Source organism: Vibrio sp. R10-SG3-ISO10 (genome assembly GCF_059834185.1).
The window spans coordinates 151,063-170,063 of record NZ_JCBDHG010000023.1 but is presented as its reverse complement, the minus strand read 5'-3'; the positions used below and the strand labels follow the sequence as shown (position 1 = coordinate 170,063).

Genomic DNA, 19,001 nt, shown 5'->3' with positions numbered 1-19,001 from the left:
TATATTCTGGGCGCGAGATGTTACTCAAAATGCGCCCAAAAGTCAGCAGTTGAGAGACCAAATTGCGGTTACAAATCCGCTTTTTTGCTACGAGAGTATTGTCGATTGGCTTTGTTTTCCGCCATGCTTTCGAGGATACGGTGGTAGTTTTCAAAGCGTATTTCGTTGATCTCACCATCTTCAACTGCCTGACGCAGTACACATCCTGGGTCGTCATTGTGTTTACAATCACGGAACTTACAGCCACCTAGATAAGGTCTAAATTCAACAAAGGCTTTAGTCACTTCTTCGGCTTCCAAGTGCCACAGACCAAACTCACGAACTCCCGGTGAGTCAATTAGGTCGCCCCCTGTTGGGATATGGTAAAGGCGAGATGCGGTGGTTGTGTGTTGGCCTAGGCCGGAGTTTTCTGAGATCTCGCCTTCCTCAACATTAAATTGAGGCATAAGCGCATTGACTAGACTTGATTTACCGACACCAGACTGACCGACGAAAATATTGATGCGATCTTTCAGCTCAGCTTCGAGCTCAGCAATACCTTCCCCGGTTTGTTTACTGACAAACAGCACCTTGTAGCCAATGCGCTCGTATTCGTTTAGCCAAGATTTGTATTCAGCCAGTTGTTCTTGTTCTAGAAGGTCGATTTTGTTCAGTACCAGCAGCGGCGCAATGCTTAAGGTTTCAGAGGCGACCAAGTAGCGATCAATGATATTGAGTGAAAGTTCAGGTAAAACTGAAGAAACGATGACCATTTGGTCTACGTTCGCTGCAACGGGTTTTAGGCCGTCGTAGTAGTCAGGACGTGTTAATACAGAAGTTCTTGGCTCGACGGCTTCAACCACACCATTGATGCCTTCCATCGACTCTAGGCCAGGGCGCCAAATAACTTTGTCCCCAGAAACCAGAGATTCGATACCGCGACGAAGATTACAGCGCTGGACTTCTCCGCTTTCGAGATCTTCTATATCTGCGTGTTGTCCAAAACGAGTGATAACCAGGCCTGATTTACTCCCTCCAAGCATAGATTCATCCCACTGGATGGTCTCTTCCTGCTTAAGTTTGCGTTTTTGGTTATGGCGTACACGCCTCACCTGACCTTTGGTTAGCTTTTTCTTTTTAGCCACGTTTCTCTACTTCAGTTGATTAATTTATCGGGTGATACCTGTCTGACAGCGAGTATCTCAATCTATCTTGGGTATCGGAATTTGGGTATAGTACCTCTTTTAGCACAAAACCAATAGGCAACGATTTATGTCCTTTAGCGATCAAAATTTAATTTGGATTGATCTTGAGATGACAGGACTGGACCCAGAAACCCACAAAGTTATCGAAATCGCCACCATAGTGACTGATAGTGAATTGAATATTTTAGCTGAAGGACCTGTACTTGCCATTCATCAGCCAGAAGAAGAACTGGCTAAAATGGATGAGTGGTGTACAACAACGCATACGGGCAGTGGCTTGGTTAAGCGTGTACGCGAAAGTAAAATCGATGAGCAAGAAGCTATCCGTCAAACGATTGAATTTTTAGAAAAGTGGGTACCTAAAGGTAAATCGCCAATTTGTGGTAACAGTGTAGGTCAAGACAGACGTTTCTTGTACAAGCACATGGCAGAGCTTGAGCAGTATTTCCACTACCGCTACATTGACGTGAGTACGTTGAAAGAACTTACTCGTCGTTGGAAGCCTGAAGTACTTGATGGTTTTTCGAAAACAGGCAGTCACCTTGCGTTAGACGATATTCGAGAGTCGATAGCCGAACTTCAGTACTACCGTAAAACGATTATCTCAATCTAATCGACTTTAGATAACGCCAGCGAGTATCGCTGGCGTTTTTGTTTATGGCACGGGAAGAAAAGCAAACTGAGCAACACCGTGGACTACTTTGGTAATCCCTCGATTTGTTTTGTCTGCAACGATGAGTGCCATCATGTCTTGAATCATAACCATTTTAGTGAATCGGCGGTCAAAGCTGATATCACCACCATTTTCATCGGTATCATTACTGTAAATCAGTGGGTTCCCATATTGGTCTTTGCGATGATAGAGTCGCCACACGAAGATCTCTATGTTTCGCGCGCTGTTATATAAAGACTGCTCATCTAACGAGTCGATGATAAAGAACTCTTGCTGGTGGTTGTATGAACGGCGCAGCATCTCTGATAGGCCGACGATAGCGGCAAATACTCGGTCTCCCTGAAAGTTCTCATCAAAACTTAGCAAGATTGCATCAATTCCAGTGACACCATTGAGCTCATCAAAAACCAAAGAGGGAAGTTCGATACTCTCTTCAGAGCCAAAAATCTGGGTGATGCGACTTTCTATCGTTGCTTGCGGGTTCTTATGCAGTTGAATTGGATTGCGGACGTAGAGTTTTCGTGTCAGCTCCATCATCTGTTTCTTAAGCTGTCTCGCATGAACATCCATAACAAAATCAACGTCACTTTTGCCGAGATTACGCATTGGCTTAGGCATAGAGCCGCACCCAACAACTAACGTAGCGACTAATAAGGGAATGAGCGTTCGAAAAACAATCCTTTGCAACGACATGGACACTGAACCTTAACTAGGAGAAATCTTGTAACTATTGGAACGAGGCTTTTATAGCCAATAGTTATATTAAAATTTGTATTCATCAGCGACATTAAGTCACCAAAATGCAGGTCAATATCCCAATTTGCGCATAGGTGAGGTTACTTTTATGTTATTTAACAAAATGCATTTCGTTTAAATTTCAAGCTGTTTTGATGATTGATGTGCGCTTTTCATCCAAACAGGAAAAAAATGGATTTTTTTTGCATGAAGGACTTGCATCACAAAAAAATGCTCTTATAATTCGCAGCCCTGAACGACGGAAACGTTGTTGATGCGACACTAGCTCAGTTGGTAGAGCGCAACCTTGCCAAGGTTGAGGTCACGAGTTCGAACCTCGTGTGTCGCTCCAAATTTAAAGCTGTCATCGTGCTTAACGGTGAAACAATACGGACGCGGGGTGGAGCAGCTTGGTAGCTCGTCGGGCTCATAACCCGAAGGTCGTCGGTTCAAATCCGGCCCCCGCAACCAAAGCGACACTAGCTCAGTTGGTAGAGCGCAACCTTGCCAAGGTTGAGGTCACGAGTTCGAACCTCGTGTGTCGCTCCAAATTTAATGCTGTCATCGTGCTTAACGGTGAAACAATACGGACGCGGGGTGGAGCAGCTTGGTAGCTCGTCGGGCTCATAACCCGAAGGTCGTCGGTTCAAATCCGGCCCCCGCAACCAAAGCGACACTAGCTCAGTTGGTAGAGCGCAACCTTGCCAAGGTTGAGGTCACGAGTTCGAACCTCGTGTGTCGCTCCAAATTTAATGCTGTCATCGTGCTTAACGGTGAAACAATACGGACGCGGGGTGGAGCAGCTTGGTAGCTCGTCGGGCTCATAACCCGAAGGTCGTCGGTTCAAATCCGGCCCCCGCAACCAAAGCGACACTAGCTCAGTTGGTAGAGCGCAACCTTGCCAAGGTTGAGGTCACGAGTTCGAACCTCGTGTGTCGCTCCAAATTTGAAGGCTTTCATCATGCCTTAAATGGTGAATACGGACGCGGGGTGGAGCAGCTTGGTAGCTCGTCGGGCTCATAACCCGAAGGTCGTCGGTTCAAATCCGGCCCCCGCAACCAAAGCGACACTAGCTCAGTTGGTAGAGCGCAACCTTGCCAAGGTTGAGGTCACGAGTTCGAACCTCGTGTGTCGCTCCAAATTAATAGCCCTCATCGTGCTTAACGGTGACAAAGATGCGACACTAGCTCAGTTGGTAGAGCGCAACCTTGCCAAGGTTGAGGTCACGAGTTCGAACCTCGTGTGTCGCTCCAATTTGATAGCCTTCATCGTGCTTAACGGTGATAAAGATGCAACACCCGCTCAGTTTGATTGAGCGCAACCTTGCCAAGGTTGAGGTCACGCCTTTTTGTTTATGAATAGGGAACCTCGTGTGTCGCTCCAAATCTCCTTCAAATGATTTTCATTTGAATAGACCTTATGGTCACCGCTCTTTAGCTAATGCTGCGAAGCATGAACCCCAAATCAGTAAAAAGTCCTCCTAGTTTTTAGGTGGGCATTTTTATGTCTCAATATTAAATCTCAGCACGAGATGTGCTCAGTCAGAATCAATAGCAAGCATTATGTGAGCTAGGGTTTGGCATGTTAGTCAACAGACTTATCCACAGATGTGTAATTGTGGATAACTTGGTGGGTAACCTGATTTTTATTCATGTATAACGCTTGACTAAAACGATCTTTTTGTTGTTGAAACTTTCTTACTTAATATCAAATTTATTGTAAATGCTTGATTTTTAAGATTATTCTTCATTTGAGGTTAGTTGAGTTAGTAGTTGTTTACGATCATTAAGTCACTGTTTTTTGATCCTAGTCATTTATCACCACTGTGATTAACTTCTCCACCTGTAAGAAAATGAGTAATCATTCTTTCTTTTTTCCACATTTTGGTTTTTGGAGCTAGGTCAAACTCTGAGTGGCTAAGTTCGGCAAGCATTATGCATCGCGTGGTAAGCCTTTTTCGACAATTCTAATCAACCTATTTAGCTTAGTTGATTGAGCAGGGATTTGCGTTCGTTGTTGCTCTAAAGCCCACTTAATATGTATATCTAGGGTTTCACTTATACCTAGGCGATTCTCTAGCGCTTCAATGATATCGATAGAGTAGGGAGCATTTCCCATTGCGACTGACAGGTTTCTTAGCCATTGCAAATGCCCGATACGGCGAATAGCTGAACCTTCCATATTTTTTAAGAAAGTCGCCTCATTCCATTTAAAAAGTTCAACGAGATTTGCATTGGTCAATGCTTCTCTACGATGAAAGTCTTGCTGATCGGTTAAATCGGAAAAGCGATTCCAAGGGCAGACAAGTTGACAGTCGTCGCAACCATAGATTCTGTTGCCCATGGCTTTGCGAAACTCTTCTGGGATGACACCGTCAAATTCAATGGTTAAGTAGGAGATACAGCGTCTTGCGTCGACAATACCATTATCTACGATGGCTTGTGTCGGGCATGAGGTAATACAAGCTTTGCATTTGCCACATTCATCAACGCTGGGTTCGTCGACTGGAAGAGGAAGGTCTATCAGTAACTCACCAAGGAAAAACCATGAGCCACACTCTTTATCTAGAATAAGTGAATGTTTTCCAGTCCAGCCCAATCCGGCTTTCTGCGCCAAAGGCCTTTCAAGTATCGGTGCAGAATCAACAAAAGGTCGGTGGCCAAAGTTGCCAACTTCTTGTTCTATTTTTTGCCCGAGCTTTTTTAACTGGTTGCGGATTAACTTATGATAATCACGCCCAAGAGAGTAGCGACTTATATAGGCTTGAGTCGGATCCGATAGATTGGCGGCAAATTGCGCTTCAGGAGGCAGGTAGTTCATACGTACGCTAATGACACGTACAGTACCCGGCAGCAATTCGGCAGGACGCGCTCTCATCATCCCGTGACGAGCCATCCAGTCCATTTCTCCGTGATAGCCTGCATCAAGCCATTTTTGTAGTTCAGCTTCATGCTCAGAGAGATCTACATCGCAGATGCCAACTTTTTGGAAGCCAAGTTCTTGGCCCCAAATTTTGATCTTGTCTGCGAGCGCTTGGTAGTTCATTCTGATTGCTCCGGGTAAAGGGGGCAGGATCTTAACGGATCTTATATGCAGGATCTAGCCAAGGAAAAGCGAAAAATGGCAAGAAATCGCTGATTTTTCGTTTTACTTACACAAGATCTCTTGTCTCTCAATTCCAACCCAGTTTACTATTCCAGTTCTTTTGATTTTTATATAGTCACAGCGTAGAGATTGATCTTCATGACCACCAAACAATTTGCCCTTAAAGATGAACAAGCAACGATTCAATTAGGGACAGCATTGGCACACTTGTGCTCTCAGCAAACCACCATCTACTTACACGGTGATTTGGGTGCAGGTAAAACGACATTTAGTCGTGGTTTTGTTCGCGCGCTTGGTCATGAAGGCAATGTAAAAAGCCCAACCTACACTCTCGTTGAACCTTATCAATTGGATCAGTGGCAGGTTTACCATTTTGATCTTTACCGTTTAGCGGATCCTGAAGAACTTGAGTTTATGGGGATCCGTGATTACTTCACTTCCGATGCTATCTGTTTGGTGGAGTGGCCTGAGAAAGGACAAGGTCTGCTGCCAGAAGCCGATCTGGATATTGATCTTCGTTACGACGGAGAGGCACGTGTTGTTGTACTGACGGCAAATAATCAGTACGGATGTCAATTATTAGAACAGTTGGAGTTATGTTGAAGAGTACTTTTATAAGAGCTGTTTTCTTTCCATTTCTTCTTGCTCTTACTCTTGCGCCCGGTTTTGCATTTGCAAACGCGCTAGAAGGGATTCGTGTTTGGCCTTCTCCTGATGAGACACGTGTTGTCATCGATCTTTCATCAGAAGCTGACTACAGCTATTTTACGCTCTCTAGTCCAGAGCGTTTAGTCGTTGATTTAAAGAAAACGTCTCTGAGCACTAAGCTGCCTATCAACATCACCGATAGTCCAGTCTTGAAAAAGATCCGTAAAAGCTCTCCGCCCAATAAAGGCACTTATCGTTTGGTGTTTGAGCTAAAACGAAAAGTGACTCCTCAACTGTTTAAGCTTGCACCCACTCCGGGTGGGCAATATGGTCACCGTCTTGTGATCGATATGCCTCATGGCAGTCAGAAGAAAGCAACCTCAACTCCTGCAAAATCAAGCAGCTCGACAACAGTGAGCCGCGATGCTTCTCAGTTGGCCGGAACGGCAGATATCGTAGTGGCGATTGACCCTGGTCATGGTGGCGAAGACCCAGGTTCAATTGGTCCGAGCAAAAAATATGAAAAGCATGCGACCTTAGCAATTTCTAAGAAGATCGTTGCCCAAATCAATGCTGTGCCGGGGATGAAAGCCGTACTGACCCGAGGCGGTGATTACTTTGTCAATTTAAACAAACGTTCAGAGATAGCTCGCCGTAATAAAGCACACTTGCTGGTTTCGATTCACGCCGATGGTTTCCATACGCCTCAACCGCGCGGTGGTTCGGTGTTTGTCTTAAATACTCGTCGAGCAAACTCGGAGATAGCGCGTTGGGTAGAGAATCATGAGGAACAATCTCAATTATTAGGTGGGGCTGGTGAAGTCCTATCAAAGAACAATAACGATAGGAATGTCAGTCAAACTCTGCTTGATCTGCAGTTTAGCCACTCACAAAAAGAAGGTTATAAACTGGCAACGAAGATCCTGCGAGAAATGACGCGAGCTGGCATCAAGCTGCACAAGAAAGATCCGGTTAACGCAAGCTTAGCGGTATTGAAGTCACCAGATATTCCTTCTGTACTCGTTGAGACGGGCTTCATTACTAACCCGACCGAAGAAAGATTGTTGTTCCAGCGCAGCCACCAAGACAAACTGGCGCGCTCGCTTGCTAAGGCGATTGTCCAGTATTTTGAGGCAAACCCTCCAGAAGGCACTCTGTTTGCTAATCGCGGTAAAACCATCAAGCACAAAGTGGCACGCGGTGAGTCGCTGTCGTTGATAGCCAGTAAGTATGGTACGTCGACGAAAGCGATTATGCAGACCAATAAGCTCAAGAGCACCAGCTTAGCCATTGGTCAGATCCTGACGATTCCGGGTTCAAGTAAGTCTATCTCGGTGCCACAAATTAAGAATCCAGTCGAAACTAAGACTTTGACTCACGTAGTACAGCGTGGCGAGTATCTAGGAAAGATCGCAGAGAAGTACAAAGTTTCAGTTGCTGCGATTAAGAAAGAAAACAAGCTCAAGTCTGATACATTAAAGCTTGGGCAAAAGTTAAAGATTACTGTGAGTATGAAAGATCAACCACTACGTAAGCACACAGTTAAGCGTGGTGAGTTCTTGGGCAAAATTGCTAGCAAGTATCAGGTCAGTGTGAACAACATTCGCAAAGCCAATAACTTGCGTTCTGATCAGTTGGCGGTTGGTCAGGTGTTGATCATTCCCCACAACTAAAGTGAGTGCCAGACGTGACGATTAAGATCCTTCCTGCGCGCCTTGCCAACCAAATCGCGGCGGGCGAAGTGGTAGAAAGACCCGCTTCTGTAGTCAAAGAGTTGGTGGAAAATAGCTTAGATTCTGGCGCAACACGTATTGATATTGATATCGAGAAGGGCGGCGCCAAGCTGATCCGTGTGCGCGACAATGGCAAAGGGATCGTCAAAGATGAGTTAGGTCTGGCGTTAAGTCGACATGCGACGTCGAAGATTCACACCCTTGACGATCTGGAAGCGATCATTAGTTTAGGCTTTCGTGGTGAAGCCTTAGCGAGTATCAGTTCTGTTGCTCGTTTAACCATGACCTCACGACCCGCGACGCAAGAGCAAGCATGGTCAGCGTACAGTGAAGGTCGTGAGATGCAGGTTAAGCTTCAGCCTGCTGCTCATCCAATTGGCACCACGGTTGAAGTGCTTGATCTGTTCTTCAATACGCCAGCGAGACGCAAGTTTCTACGTACAGAGAAAACCGAATTTACTCATATTGATGAGTTATTGAAACGGATTGCGCTGAGCCGCTTTGACGTTACGATCAATCTCAGACACAACGGCAAACTCATTAAGCAGTATCGTGCGGCGAAAACTGAGGCACAGGCAGAAAAGCGGATTGCAGCTGTGTGTGGCAACGCCTTTGTGCGTAATATGCTTAAAATAGAGCTAGAGCACCAAGGGCTCAAACTGCATGGTTGGATCACCACGCCAGAGGGCGCTCGTCAGCAAAGCGATCTGCAATACTGTTACGTTAATGGCCGCATGATGCGTGACAAACTGATCAATCACGCGATTCGTCAAAGCTATGAGACTAGCCTTCGCCCCGATCAGTTTGCGACATATGTGCTCTTTATCGAACTCGATCCACATCAAGTCGATGTTAATGTGCACCCTGCCAAGCATGAAGTTCGTTTCCATCAAGCGCGTCTTGTGCATGACTTCATCTATCAAGCGCTAAGCGATGCCTTGGCTCAAAGTGCCCATATTGATAAGCCTGAACAAACCGCGTCTGCATTCCATGTAGAGCAGCCATCAAACCCTACGGATGAGCCAGAGCCCATTTCTGCACCTCGTGAAGTGGCCAATCGTACGTCTCAACAAGAATATCGCGCAATTGAGTCAGTGCCCTCTTATCCTGGTAAAGCCGATTATGCCGAGAGTCGAGAGAGTGTGCGTGAGGCGCAGCCAAGAAATGAATGGCAAGAATCTCGCCCGCTAAACAAGCCAAGAGTCACTGAGCGTTATAGCGAACCTGCACCGAGCAAGCAGGAAGTGAAAGCCTATCAGGATTTACTCCAAACGCCGGAGATCGCTGAAGCTGAAGAAGCACAAATTCCAGCGGAAAAGACGAATTCAAATGAACAAGTTGACACTCAGGTTGTCGAATCGTTAGGAAAAGCAATCCATGTCGTACAAGGTCGGTATCTTGTGATGGCAGATAAGCAAGGTACGCGTTTGGTCAACCTTGCTAAAGCGGAGTGGCTTCGGATCAATGGTCAATTGTCGACGCGCGAAGGTAATTTAAAAAGCCAACCGTTATTGGTTCCTTTGTCGGTTAAGTTAGATGACGCTTTGCTGGAAGTTGCGCAAGCGCTTCAGCCAACGCTCGATACATTCGGCATTGAGCTAAAAGCACGCGGTAATAAGGCGCTGATGATTATGGGCGTGCCTCAACCTTTGAGGCAACAAAACTTGCAACAACTGGTGCCAGATCTGCTATCTTACGCGGTCTCGTGCCAAGCCGCTTCACAGCCGCTGTCACATACCCAGTTAGCAAAATGGCTTAGTGATCATATTACTCAGGTAAAAAGTGACTACACTTTGTCGGAAGCCATCCAGATAATTGCTGATGTAGAGCAATTGTGGCAAGGAAGACTTCCACTTAGTGACCAAACCTTTGTCAAGCCAGTAGATTTTTCTGCAACGATTGCAGCGTTAGAATTATGAACAACACAGAATTACCTTTAGCTCTATTTTTAATGGGGCCAACAGCGTCAGGAAAAACGGATCTTGCGATTCGTTTACGCCAGAAATTCCCAGTAGAAATCATTTCAGTTGATTCGGCACTGATCTACAAAGGAATGGATATTGGTACGGCAAAACCTGATGCCGAGGAACAAGCCCAAGCGCCGCATCGCTTGATCGACATTCTTGATCCTAGTGAAGCCTATTCTGCTGCTGATTTTCGTCGTGATGCGCTGAATGAAATGAATAAAATTGTAGAGCAAGGCAAGATCCCACTTCTCGTCGGTGGCACCATGCTTTACTACAAAGCGTTACTGGAAGGGTTATCGCCACTGCCAGCCGCTGATACTGAAATTCGCCAACAGATAGAGCAAGAAGCATTAGCTTTGGGTTGGGATAAATTACACGATCAGTTAAAAGAGATTGATCCTGTCTCAGCGGAGCGAATCCACCCGAATGATCCACAAAGATTGTCTAGGGCATTGGAAGTTTATCGAATTTCAGGTAAAACTCTTACTGAGTTAACTCAAACTAAGGGCGAAAGCTTGCCGTACCGAGTTAAACAGTTTGCAATAGCTCCCAAGGAAAGGGCAGAGCTCCATCGCCGAATTGAGCTGCGCTACGAGAAGATGATCGAAGCGGGTTTTGAAGATGAAATGCGTGCGCTATATGCTCGCGACGATCTTCACCCAGATCTACCTTCGATTCGTTGTGTAGGTTATAGGCAGATGTGGGACTATTTGGATGGGAACTGCACGTTAGATGAAGCCATTTTTAAAGGCGTCTGTGCAACCCGTCAATTGGCCAAGCGACAAATCACCTGGTTACGCAGCTGGGATGATTTAACTTGGTTAGATAGTGAAAACATTGAACACGCGCTAGAAACTGTCTCAAATGCCATAGCATCTGAAGGTTTTAGCTGTGTATAATGTGATCGCTTTTGCGTGAATGTGCCCTGTAAAGGATCTGTTACTTGAAATTTCGCTTTAAAGCCGTCATAACAAGTAGCGACAGGGTGTTATTTTATTCGTTTAGCTCAGAGCAAAGGCCGCATCTTTTAATGCAGCGCACCACTAGCTAAATAACTAAAACAAAATTACAAAATAAGGAAAATAAAAATGGCTAAGGGGCAATCTCTACAAGACCCATTCTTAAATGCATTACGTCGCGAACGTATTCCAGTATCTATCTACCTTGTAAACGGAATTAAACTACAAGGCCAGATCGAATCATTTGATCAGTTTGTTATCTTGCTGAAAAACACTGTTAACCAAATGGTGTACAAGCACGCTATTTCTACGGTAGTTCCTGCTCGCCCAGTGAGCCACCACAGCGGTGATCGTCCTCAAGGTGATCGTCAGCAAGAGAAATCAGAAGATTAATTCTCTGAATTACCATATTTGTTTGTAAGGAGTTGATTGCTTGTTTGACCGTTATGAAGCCGGTGAGCGAGCCGTACTTGTTCATATCAACTTCACGCAAGAAGGGGAGTGGGAAGATCTCAGCGAATTTGAGATGTTGGTCTCTTCAGCTGGCGTTTCTGCGTTACAAGTTGTAACTGGAAGTCGCCAGTCTCCACACCCTAAATACTATGTCGGAGAGGGTAAGGCTCAAGAGATTGCACAGGCTGTGCAGTTATCTGGCGCTGATATTGTGATTTTTAATCACGCCCTCTCTCCTGCCCAAGAACGTAACCTCGAACAGTTGTGTAAGTGCCGTGTGGTTGACCGTACAGGTCTGATCCTCGATATCTTTGCTCAACGCGCCCGAACTCATGAAGGTAAATTGCAGGTTGAGCTTGCTCAGCTTCGCCATATCTCAACCCGATTGATCCGCGGTTGGACGCACCTTGAAAGACAGAAAGGTGGTATCGGTTTACGTGGTCCAGGTGAAACTCAGTTAGAAACTGACCGACGTCTATTGCGTGATCGTATTAAAGCGATACTGCGCCGTTTAGAGAAAGTAGCTAAACAGCGTGAACAAGGTCGCCGTGCTCGAAATCGAGCGGAAATCCCGACTGTTTCCTTAGTGGGTTATACCAACGCAGGTAAGTCGACCCTATTTAACCGTATTACAGAAGCAGGCGTTTATGCCGCAGACCAGTTGTTTGCTACGCTAGACCCAACTTTACGTAAAATAGAGCTAGCGGATGTTGGCCCGGCAATCTTAGCCGATACGGTAGGGTTTATTCGTCATCTTCCGCACGATCTTGTTGCTGCATTTAAAGCAACACTGCAAGAAACTCAAGAAGCTGACATTTTGTTACATGTTGTAGATGCCAGCGACGACCGTTTTCGTGAGAATATTCAAGCTGTTCATGAAGTGCTAGAAGAGATCGATGCCCACGAGGTACCGTCTCTGGTTGTCATGAACAAGATTGATAATCTAGAAGACCAGAAACCTCGTATAGAACGTGATGAGGAAGGAATTCCTCGCGCAGTTTGGGTTTCTGCAATGGAAGGCATAGGTATTGAGCTGCTGTTTGATGCGTTGACTGAGCGTCTCGCAAGTCAAATGGTTCAGTATCAATTGCGAATCCCGCCACAACATCAAGGGCGAATTCGTAGTACATTCTTCCAGATGAAATGTATTCAACGAGAAGAATATGACCAGGAAGGTAACTTGTTGATTAATGTTCGCATGCAACAAGTGGATTGGTCTAGACTTGAAAAAAGAGAAGGGGCAGTTTTACGTGACTTTATAGTTACTTAAATGACTGCTACAGTATAACGTCATATCAAATGATGGAGCTTTCTAATGGCGTGGAATGAGCCTGGTAATAACAACGGCAACAATGGCCGCGATAATGACCCTTGGGGTAATAACAATCGTGGTAACAAAGGTGGCCGTGATCAAGGACCGCCAGACTTAGACGAAGTATTTAATAAACTGAGTCAGAAACTGGGTGGAAAGTTTGGTGGTGGCAAAGGCGGTAAAGGATCGTCTATTGGCGGTGGCGGAGCACTAGGTTTTGGTGTTATCGCAGCAATCGCAATAGCAATTTGGTTCTTCGCTGGCTTTTACACTATCGGCGAAGCAGAGCGTGGCGTAGTGCTACGTCTCGGTAAATACGATCGCGTTGTCGATCCTGGTCTAAACTGGCGTCCGCGCTTCATTGATGAAGTGTCACCGGTTAACGTACAGGCGATTCGCTCACTACGTTCATCAGGTCTAATGCTGACTAAAGATGAAAACGTAGTTACGGTTGCGATGGATGTTCAGTACCGTGTTGCTGACCCGTACAAATACCTATTCCGCGTAACCAACGCAGACGACAGCTTACGCCAAGCGACCGACTCTGCGCTTCGTGCAGTGATTGGTGATTCTCTGATGGATAGCATCCTGACGACTGGTCGTCAGCAAATTCGTCAAAGCACTCAGGAAACGTTAAATGAAATCGTAGACAGCTACGATATGGGTGTCGTCATTGTTGACGTCAACTTCCAGTCTGCGCGTCCACCTGAGCAAGTTAAAGACGCATTCGATGATGCTATCGCAGCGCGTGAGGATGAAGAACGTTTTGAGCGTGAAGCAGAAGCTTACCGTAACGACATTCTTCCAAAAGCGACAGGTCGAGCTGAGCGTTTGAAGAAAGAAGCATTGGGTTATTCTGAGCGCGTAGTGAACGAAGCTCTTGGTCAAGTAGCGCAGTTTGAGAAGCTACTTCCTGAATACCAAGCAGCTCCTGAAGTTACTCGTAACCGTCTATACCTAGACACGATGGAAGAAGTCTACAGTAGCACTTCTAAGGTTCTGATTGATTCTGAATCAAGTGGCAACTTGCTTTACTTGCCAATCGATAAGTTGGCTGGTGAAGGTAAGACTCAAACCAAACGTAGCACGAAGTCTTCTTCTGCATACGATCAAATTGAGCTAGAAACTCAGACAAATGAGACAACTTCAGACTCGCAATCTCGTTCAACTGGTTCACGTCAAGGGAGATATTAAGAATGCGTAAGTTAATGATCCCTGTATTAGTCGTTACCATTGTTCTACTGCTAATGTCAGTCTTTGTTATTCAAGAAGGCGAGCGTGGATTGGTGATTCGATTTGGTCGTGTTCTTGATGATAACGGCGTATCAAGAATCTACGAGCCAGGCTTGCATTTTAAGATGCCGCTATTCGATCGTGTGAAAACGCTAGATGCGCGTATCCAAACAATGGATAGCCGTTCTGACCGTTTCGTAACGTCTGAGAAAAAAGACGTGCTGATCGATACTTACGTTAAGTGGCGTATTTCAGACTTCGGTCGTTACTACCTAACCACTGGTGGTGGTAATACGTTGACAGCGGAAGCGCTACTTGAGCGTAAAGTCACCGACGTACTGCGTTCTGAAATTGGTGCTCGTGAGATCAAGCAGATTGTTTCTGGCCCGCGTAACAAAGATGTACTTCCAGACAGTGCAGACAGCGAAGAAGTGACAACCGAAGCCGCTCTTGAAGCGCTAGAAGTGGACGGTGAGCGTGATCAGATCATGGAGAACGTTCTTGTCGGCACTACAGACAGCGCAATGACAGACTTGGGTGTTGAGATCGTTGATTTCCGTATGAAGAAAATCAACCTACCTGACGAAATCAGTGAGTCTATCTACCGCCGTATGAGAGCTGAGCGTGAATCTGTTGCGCGTAAGCACCGTTCTCAAGGTCGTGAGAAGGCAGAAGTTATTCGTGCACAAGCTGACCTAGAAGTGGCTACAGTTCTAGCAGAAGCAGACAAAACTGCACGTGTAACACGAGGTGAAGCGGATGCGAAATCTGCGAAAATCTACTCGGATGCTTATAACAAAGACCCAGAATTCTTTAGCTTTATGCGTTCTCTTAAAGCTTACGAGAAATCATTCAGCGATAAGAGCGATATCCTAGTATTGGATCCGAAGAGTGACTTCTTCCAGTACATGAATAACGCGACTGGCGCAGAAGCGAAGTAAATAAACTCTGATAGTATAAAGGCTCCTTAATGGAGCCTTTATTTTTTATGGTAGGAAATCTATGTCGAACTCTCTATGGCTCGCCTTTGGCCTAGTACTTATTGTTGAAGGACTTGGCCCACTGATCGCTCCAAACGGTTGGCGCAATATGGTCGCTCAACTTAGTCAACAGCCAGACAATCAGCTACGTCGAATTGGTGGCTGTTTAGTGGTCGCTGGAGCCGTCATTGCTTATGTATTTGGCTAGTTTGTAGAGCTTAGTAGTGAGGTGGTGGCGGCTCATTGGCAGGGTTTTCAACGTTTGAGGTGTCCATGTTTTTCACTTTACCCACCACGTATTTCATTTGGTCCTGCATTTTTGAGATTAACAATTGCTGCTGACTAAGCGCATCGTTCAACTCTTCAATGGTCTGCTCTTGGAAAGCCAATTGACACTCTAGGTCATTCACTCGGCTTTCTAATTGTTCAACTCGCTTTTCTGTCATGACTCACTGATCTTTGCTGTTAATAATCCACATCCCAAGCTTGGGCGATACCAGCCGATGTCCCCGAGATCACTCGGTTTTGGCTATCAAAGGCAGCATCATACACCACTGCGCGTGGAGGGCGAGTATCTTTTAGTGGTTCCGCTTCAAATCCATCGACTCGCTTACCCGTGTGAGTATCCCAAACCATGATCCGGCTCGATGGGGTTCCGGTGACAAGGTATTGACCATCATCAGAAAAGCGAGCGGTTGAGAAAATCAACTGGCGAGAGAAACTGCGTAACTTAGACATTTCTTCTCCTGTGGTGAGATCCCAGACAATCGCTTGGTTTCCCCCGTCAGAAGTGAAAGCGTATTTACCATCGCGATGCAGAGCGACTCGGTTCACTCTCTGTTCATGTTCAAAGGTTTTTAATATCTGTCCAGTATTGGTATCCCACAGGTGTGCTTTGTAGTCATTACCGCCTGAGAGAGCAAACCGCCCGTTGGGAGAAAGGGCAACCGAATTGACTTTTTCATTGTGGGCAAGGAACTCTAAGCGGCGACCGGTGACTAAGTTGACGTAGATTGCTTTGCCATTGGATAGACCAAGCAGCACTTGATCGCCGTTGCTGGCAATATCAACATCGCGGATTAAGCCGTCGGAAATTGACCAAAGTCCTTCAGCTTGTGTCCAAGCCAGGTCCCAGACTGCGAAGTTGATCTGTGTCGCGGTAACCGCAAAGCGGCCATTATCTGAAATTCGGATACGTGAAACAGTACTGGATTGGGGATCTTGAGCGCCCAATGAAGCGAGCTCTTGGCTTTCATCCAGATCCCATAAAACAAGTTGGTGTTCTTTAGAGTAAAGAAGGGCGAAACGAGCATCGCGGCTTAATGCAAAGCTGGTGGTGCCTTTAGGTTCGATAGTCCATCGCTGGCTGTCTTGAGCGGAGAAAAAACACCCATTTAACGCTGTAATGACAATCGTGATGATTATTGAGTTAAAAATTATACGCATTAAGTCCAAATATCCGCTTGTTTACGTTTAATTAAGACGCATATTGGTTATATTGGTACAACATTCAAATGTGTACCAGTGTTTCTTAAAGATTTGTGCACAAAGACAAAAGTCTCAATTGGAGAGTTAAATGAAATCGATTTTTAAAGTGTCACTGCTTGCTGCAACTGTTGCACTCGCTGTTGGCTGTCAAAAAGAAGAAGAACCAAAAGCAGAAACAGCACCAGCGGCAGAGCAAGTGCAAGCAGAAACAGCTAAGACGGTTTCTTTTGCAACAGAAGATGACAAAGCGGCATACGCGATTGGTGTCTCTTTTGCTAACTACCTAAGCACTAGCCTAGACAAACCAAATGAAATTGGCATCACGCTAAATAAGGACCTAGTGCTTAAAGGTATCGAGCACGTATTTGCGGGTAACCCAGAGCTTAACGAAGAAGAAACTCGCGCTGCACTAGAAGCACTAGACAAGCGTGTTGCGGAAACAATGCAAAAGCAAGCGGCTGAAAAAGCAGCGGCTGCTAAGCAAGAAGGTGCTGATTTCCGCGCTGAGTTTGAAAAGCAAGAAGGCGTTAAGAAGACTGACACTGGTCTACTTTACCAAGTAATGACATCTGCTGAAGGTGAGCAGCCAAAAGATACCGATACGGTGCAAGTACACTACAAAGGCACTTTAATCGATGGCACTCAGTTCGATAGCTCATACGACCGTGGTGAACCGGCGACTTTCCCACTGAACCGCGTTATCCCAGGTTGGACAGAAGGCGTTCAATTAATGCCTGTGGGTTCTAAGTTCAAGTTTGTCATCCCGCCAGAGCTTGCGTACGGTGAACAAGATACGCCAACGATTCCAGCTAACTCAACGCTAGTATTTGAAGTTGAGCTACTTAAAATCGATAACGGTGAAGAAGCGGTTCAGTAAGCCTTAGTCACTGATTCTAAAAGGTCTGGTTTTTGCCAGGCCTTTTTTATTGCGAGAAATTGCACAATGTAATAAACCAATTTTTTGTCCTAAATCACTAGATAGTGGGTTAGCTAGGTGTGCTTATCAAAATTTCTGATAAACTTACACCAATTTGTTGATTTTTCGCGCTAAGGCTTAAAGAAGTGACAACTACAGAAACAGTAAACACGGATATGTTGCTCGAAATGGAATCTGTCAATGTGATGCCATTTAGTGAGCATGACAAAATCATTCTGAGATCTTATGAAGCAGTCGTTGATGGGATTGCGAGCCTAATTGGCCCGTTTTGTGAAATCGTTCTGCACTCACTTGAAGATCTTAATACGTCGGCGATTAAAATTGCCAATGGTGAAAACACGGGTCGTCAGGTTGGTTCACCGATTACGGACTTAGCATTGAAAATGCTGCGTGACATCGAAGGCTCGGAAAGAAACTTCTCTCGTTCGTACTTTACTCGCGCGAAGGGCGGGGTACTGATGAAATCTATTACGGTAGCCATCCGTAATGGTGAGAATCGAGTGATTGGTCTGTTGTGTGTGAACGTCAATCTTGACGCACCATTCTCGCAGGTGCTGCAGTCATTTATGCCAACTGAAGAAGCAAAACAAGCGGCATCATCAGTTAACTTCGCTAGCGATGTTGAAGAACTTGTTGACCAAACCGTTGAGCGCACCATTGAAGAAATCAATGCTGACAAATCCGTTTCGAACAATACTAAGAATCGTCAGATTGTGATGGAGCTGTACGACAAGGGTATCTTTGACATTAAAGATGCGATTAACCGTGTCGCTGACCGCCTCAATATCTCTAAACACACCGTTTACCTCTACATTCGTCAGCGCAAAACTGAGGATGACGAAAAGTGAGTGGTTTGACTTACACCTTGGTGGTGAATGGTCCTGTCTACGGCAGTCAGTCCGCGAGAAGCGCATATCAGTTCGCGAAGGCGCTGATTGCGAAAGGGCATTCATTGGTCAGCGTGTTTTTCTATCAAGATGGTGTAACCAACGGCAGTGCTCTCACAGTACCAGCCAATGATGAGTTCGACTTAGTCACGGCATGGCAAACTTTAGCGGCAGAGCACAATGTGCGTTTGGAAACTTGTGTTGCTGCCGCTCTGCGTCGAGGTGTAGTAAGTCAAGATGAAGCTAGCCAGCATGGTTTGGCGCAAAGCAACTTAGCAGAAGGGTTTCATCAAGCAGGGCTTGGCAGTTTGGCTGAGGCGATGTTAGTTCAAGATCGAGTGGTACAGTTTTGAGTCAGCTAACTTATCTATTCCGTAGTGCACCTCATAGCTCGTCAGCAGGACGTGAAGGGGTTGATGCACTGCTTGCTGCTTCAGCGTACTGTGAAGGCATTAGTGTCGTATTTATGGGCGATGGGGTATATCAACTGCTGCTTGGCCAGCAAACCGCGGAGATTCTTAGTAAAGACTACTCACCAATGCTGAAGCTCTTTGACCTTTACGACATCGAGCAAGTCTATGTATGTGAGACCTCGCTATTAGAAAGAGGGCTAGCGCAAGCTGACTTAGTCATTGCGGCTCAGCCACTTGATCCATTAGCGTTGAGTGCTCAACTTCATCAAGCAGATAAAGTCCTTACCTTTTAGG

Annotated in this window: 19 protein-coding genes and 10 tRNA genes; 24 read left to right on the top strand and 5 right to left on the bottom strand. The window is 45.8% G+C overall.

Annotation, left to right across the window (positions count from 1 at the left end; translation table 11 throughout):
- Positions 1–68 precede the first annotated feature (68 nt).
- Positions 69–1,124 (bottom strand): small ribosomal subunit biogenesis GTPase RsgA, encoded by a 1,056-nt coding sequence (gene rsgA / locus AC6R16_RS19125; protein WP_171326028.1) that lies wholly within the window; start codon positions 1,122–1,124, stop codon positions 69–71.
- Positions 1,125–1,251: 127 nt separating this feature from the next.
- Here rsgA and orn point away from each other — a divergent pair, with 127 nt between their 5' ends.
- Positions 1,252–1,797: an oligoribonuclease gene (gene orn / locus AC6R16_RS19120; RefSeq protein WP_049842760.1), complete on the top strand. Its 546-nt coding sequence runs from the start codon at positions 1,252–1,254 to the stop codon at positions 1,795–1,797.
- 42 nt (positions 1,798–1,839) lie between these two features.
- On the opposite strand, the gene AC6R16_RS19115 is transcribed toward orn, so the two are convergent.
- Entirely contained in the window at positions 1,840–2,550 is a 711-nt protein-coding gene (locus tag AC6R16_RS19115; RefSeq protein ID WP_425666132.1) for a hypothetical protein, read from the bottom strand.
- A 318-nt stretch (positions 2,551–2,868) separates the two neighbouring features.
- Between AC6R16_RS19115 and AC6R16_RS19110 the strand changes: the two genes are divergently transcribed.
- From AC6R16_RS19110 to AC6R16_RS19065, 10 genes are all read left to right on the top strand, one after another.
- Positions 2,869–2,944: transfer RNA gene (locus AC6R16_RS19110), tRNA-Gly, on the top strand.
- A 42-nt stretch (positions 2,945–2,986) separates the two neighbouring features.
- Positions 2,987–3,063: transfer RNA gene (locus AC6R16_RS19105), tRNA-Met, on the top strand.
- A 2-nt stretch (positions 3,064–3,065) separates the two neighbouring features.
- A tRNA-Gly gene (locus AC6R16_RS19100) sits at positions 3,066–3,141 on the top strand.
- 42 nt (positions 3,142–3,183) lie between these two features.
- Positions 3,184–3,260: transfer RNA gene (locus tag AC6R16_RS19095), tRNA-Met, on the top strand.
- 2 nt (positions 3,261–3,262) lie between these two features.
- Positions 3,263–3,338 (top strand) — tRNA-Gly (locus AC6R16_RS19090).
- Positions 3,339–3,380: 42 nt separating this feature from the next.
- Positions 3,381–3,457: transfer RNA gene (locus tag AC6R16_RS19085), tRNA-Met, on the top strand.
- Between the two features lie 2 nt (positions 3,458–3,459).
- Positions 3,460–3,535: transfer RNA gene (locus tag AC6R16_RS19080), tRNA-Gly, on the top strand.
- A gap of 41 nt (positions 3,536–3,576) precedes the next feature.
- Positions 3,577–3,653, top strand: a tRNA-Met gene (locus AC6R16_RS19075).
- A 2-nt stretch (positions 3,654–3,655) separates the two neighbouring features.
- Positions 3,656–3,731, top strand: a tRNA-Gly gene (locus AC6R16_RS19070).
- A 38-nt stretch (positions 3,732–3,769) separates the two neighbouring features.
- Positions 3,770–3,845 (top strand) — tRNA-Gly (locus AC6R16_RS19065).
- A gap of 679 nt (positions 3,846–4,524) precedes the next feature.
- Here AC6R16_RS19065 and queG read toward each other — a convergent pair.
- Positions 4,525–5,637 (bottom strand): tRNA epoxyqueuosine(34) reductase QueG, encoded by a 1,113-nt coding sequence (gene queG, locus AC6R16_RS19060; protein WP_500675451.1) that lies wholly within the window; start codon positions 5,635–5,637, stop codon positions 4,525–4,527.
- 198 nt (positions 5,638–5,835) lie between these two features.
- Here queG and tsaE point away from each other — a divergent pair, with 198 nt between their 5' ends.
- The 9 genes from tsaE (at position 5,836) to AC6R16_RS19015 (ending at position 15,190) form a co-directional block, all read left to right on the top strand.
- Positions 5,836–6,300, top strand: coding sequence for a tRNA (adenosine(37)-N6)-threonylcarbamoyltransferase complex ATPase subunit type 1 TsaE (gene tsaE / locus AC6R16_RS19055; RefSeq protein ID WP_004743157.1), 465 nt, complete (start codon positions 5,836–5,838; stop codon positions 6,298–6,300).
- On the top strand, positions 6,294–8,018 hold the full coding sequence (locus AC6R16_RS19050) for a LysM peptidoglycan-binding domain-containing protein (RefSeq protein WP_004743156.1): 1,725 nt from the start codon (positions 6,294–6,296) through the stop codon (positions 8,016–8,018). The genes tsaE and AC6R16_RS19050 overlap by 7 nt, the downstream gene beginning before the upstream one ends.
- A gap of 14 nt (positions 8,019–8,032) precedes the next feature.
- The gene (mutL, locus tag AC6R16_RS19045; RefSeq protein WP_500675450.1) at positions 8,033–9,997 is read left to right on the top strand and encodes a DNA mismatch repair endonuclease MutL; all 1,965 of its coding nucleotides are present in this window, start codon (positions 8,033–8,035) and stop codon (positions 9,995–9,997) included.
- Complete coding sequence (gene miaA, locus AC6R16_RS19040; RefSeq protein WP_004743154.1) at positions 9,994–10,944, top strand: tRNA (adenosine(37)-N6)-dimethylallyltransferase MiaA; 951 nt, start codon at positions 9,994–9,996, stop codon at positions 10,942–10,944. The genes mutL and miaA overlap by 4 nt, the downstream gene beginning before the upstream one ends.
- A 189-nt stretch (positions 10,945–11,133) precedes the next feature.
- Entirely contained in the window at positions 11,134–11,397 is a 264-nt protein-coding gene (gene hfq, locus AC6R16_RS19035; protein WP_004743153.1) for an RNA chaperone Hfq, read from the top strand.
- A gap of 40 nt (positions 11,398–11,437) precedes the next feature.
- On the top strand, positions 11,438–12,727 hold the full coding sequence (gene hflX, locus AC6R16_RS19030) for a ribosome rescue GTPase HflX (RefSeq protein ID WP_004743152.1): 1,290 nt from the start codon (positions 11,438–11,440) through the stop codon (positions 12,725–12,727).
- 45 nt (positions 12,728–12,772) lie between these two features.
- Positions 12,773–13,963, top strand: a complete 1,191-nt coding sequence (hflK, locus tag AC6R16_RS19025; protein WP_004749061.1) for an FtsH protease activity modulator HflK — start codon at positions 12,773–12,775, stop codon at positions 13,961–13,963.
- Positions 13,964–13,965: 2 nt separating this feature from the next.
- Positions 13,966–14,943 carry a protease modulator HflC gene (hflC, locus tag AC6R16_RS19020; RefSeq protein WP_500675449.1) on the top strand — a complete coding sequence of 326 codons (978 nt, stop codon included), beginning with the start codon at positions 13,966–13,968 and terminating at the stop codon, positions 14,941–14,943.
- Positions 14,944–15,004: 61 nt separating this feature from the next.
- A complete protein-coding gene (locus AC6R16_RS19015; RefSeq protein ID WP_004743170.1) occupies positions 15,005–15,190 on the top strand; it encodes a DUF2065 domain-containing protein in 186 nt (61 codons plus the stop codon).
- A 10-nt stretch (positions 15,191–15,200) separates the two neighbouring features.
- Here AC6R16_RS19015 and AC6R16_RS19010 read toward each other — a convergent pair whose 3' ends face one another.
- Entirely contained in the window at positions 15,201–15,428 is a 228-nt protein-coding gene (locus AC6R16_RS19010; protein WP_004743171.1) for a SlyX family protein, read from the bottom strand.
- Positions 15,429–15,447: 19 nt separating this feature from the next.
- Positions 15,448–16,428, bottom strand: coding sequence for a WD40 repeat domain-containing protein (locus tag AC6R16_RS19005; RefSeq protein ID WP_500675448.1), 981 nt, complete (start codon positions 16,426–16,428; stop codon positions 15,448–15,450).
- A 130-nt stretch (positions 16,429–16,558) separates the two neighbouring features.
- Between AC6R16_RS19005 and fkpA the strand changes: the two genes are divergently transcribed.
- The 4 genes from fkpA (at position 16,559) to tusC (ending at position 19,000) form a co-directional block, all read left to right on the top strand.
- A complete protein-coding gene (fkpA, locus tag AC6R16_RS19000) occupies positions 16,559–17,347 on the top strand; it encodes an FKBP-type peptidyl-prolyl cis-trans isomerase (RefSeq protein WP_272248010.1) in 789 nt (262 codons plus the stop codon).
- 185 nt (positions 17,348–17,532) lie between these two features.
- Complete coding sequence (locus AC6R16_RS18995; RefSeq protein WP_004743174.1) at positions 17,533–18,255, top strand: helix-turn-helix transcriptional regulator; 723 nt, start codon at positions 17,533–17,535, stop codon at positions 18,253–18,255.
- A complete protein-coding gene (gene tusD, locus AC6R16_RS18990; protein WP_086017180.1) occupies positions 18,252–18,647 on the top strand; it encodes a sulfurtransferase complex subunit TusD in 396 nt (131 codons plus the stop codon). The genes AC6R16_RS18995 and tusD overlap by 4 nt, the downstream gene beginning before the upstream one ends.
- Positions 18,644–19,000, top strand: a complete 357-nt coding sequence (gene tusC / locus AC6R16_RS18985; protein ID WP_500675447.1) for a sulfurtransferase complex subunit TusC — start codon at positions 18,644–18,646, stop codon at positions 18,998–19,000. The genes tusD and tusC overlap by 4 nt, the downstream gene beginning before the upstream one ends.
- Position 19,001: the final 1 nt, after the last annotated feature.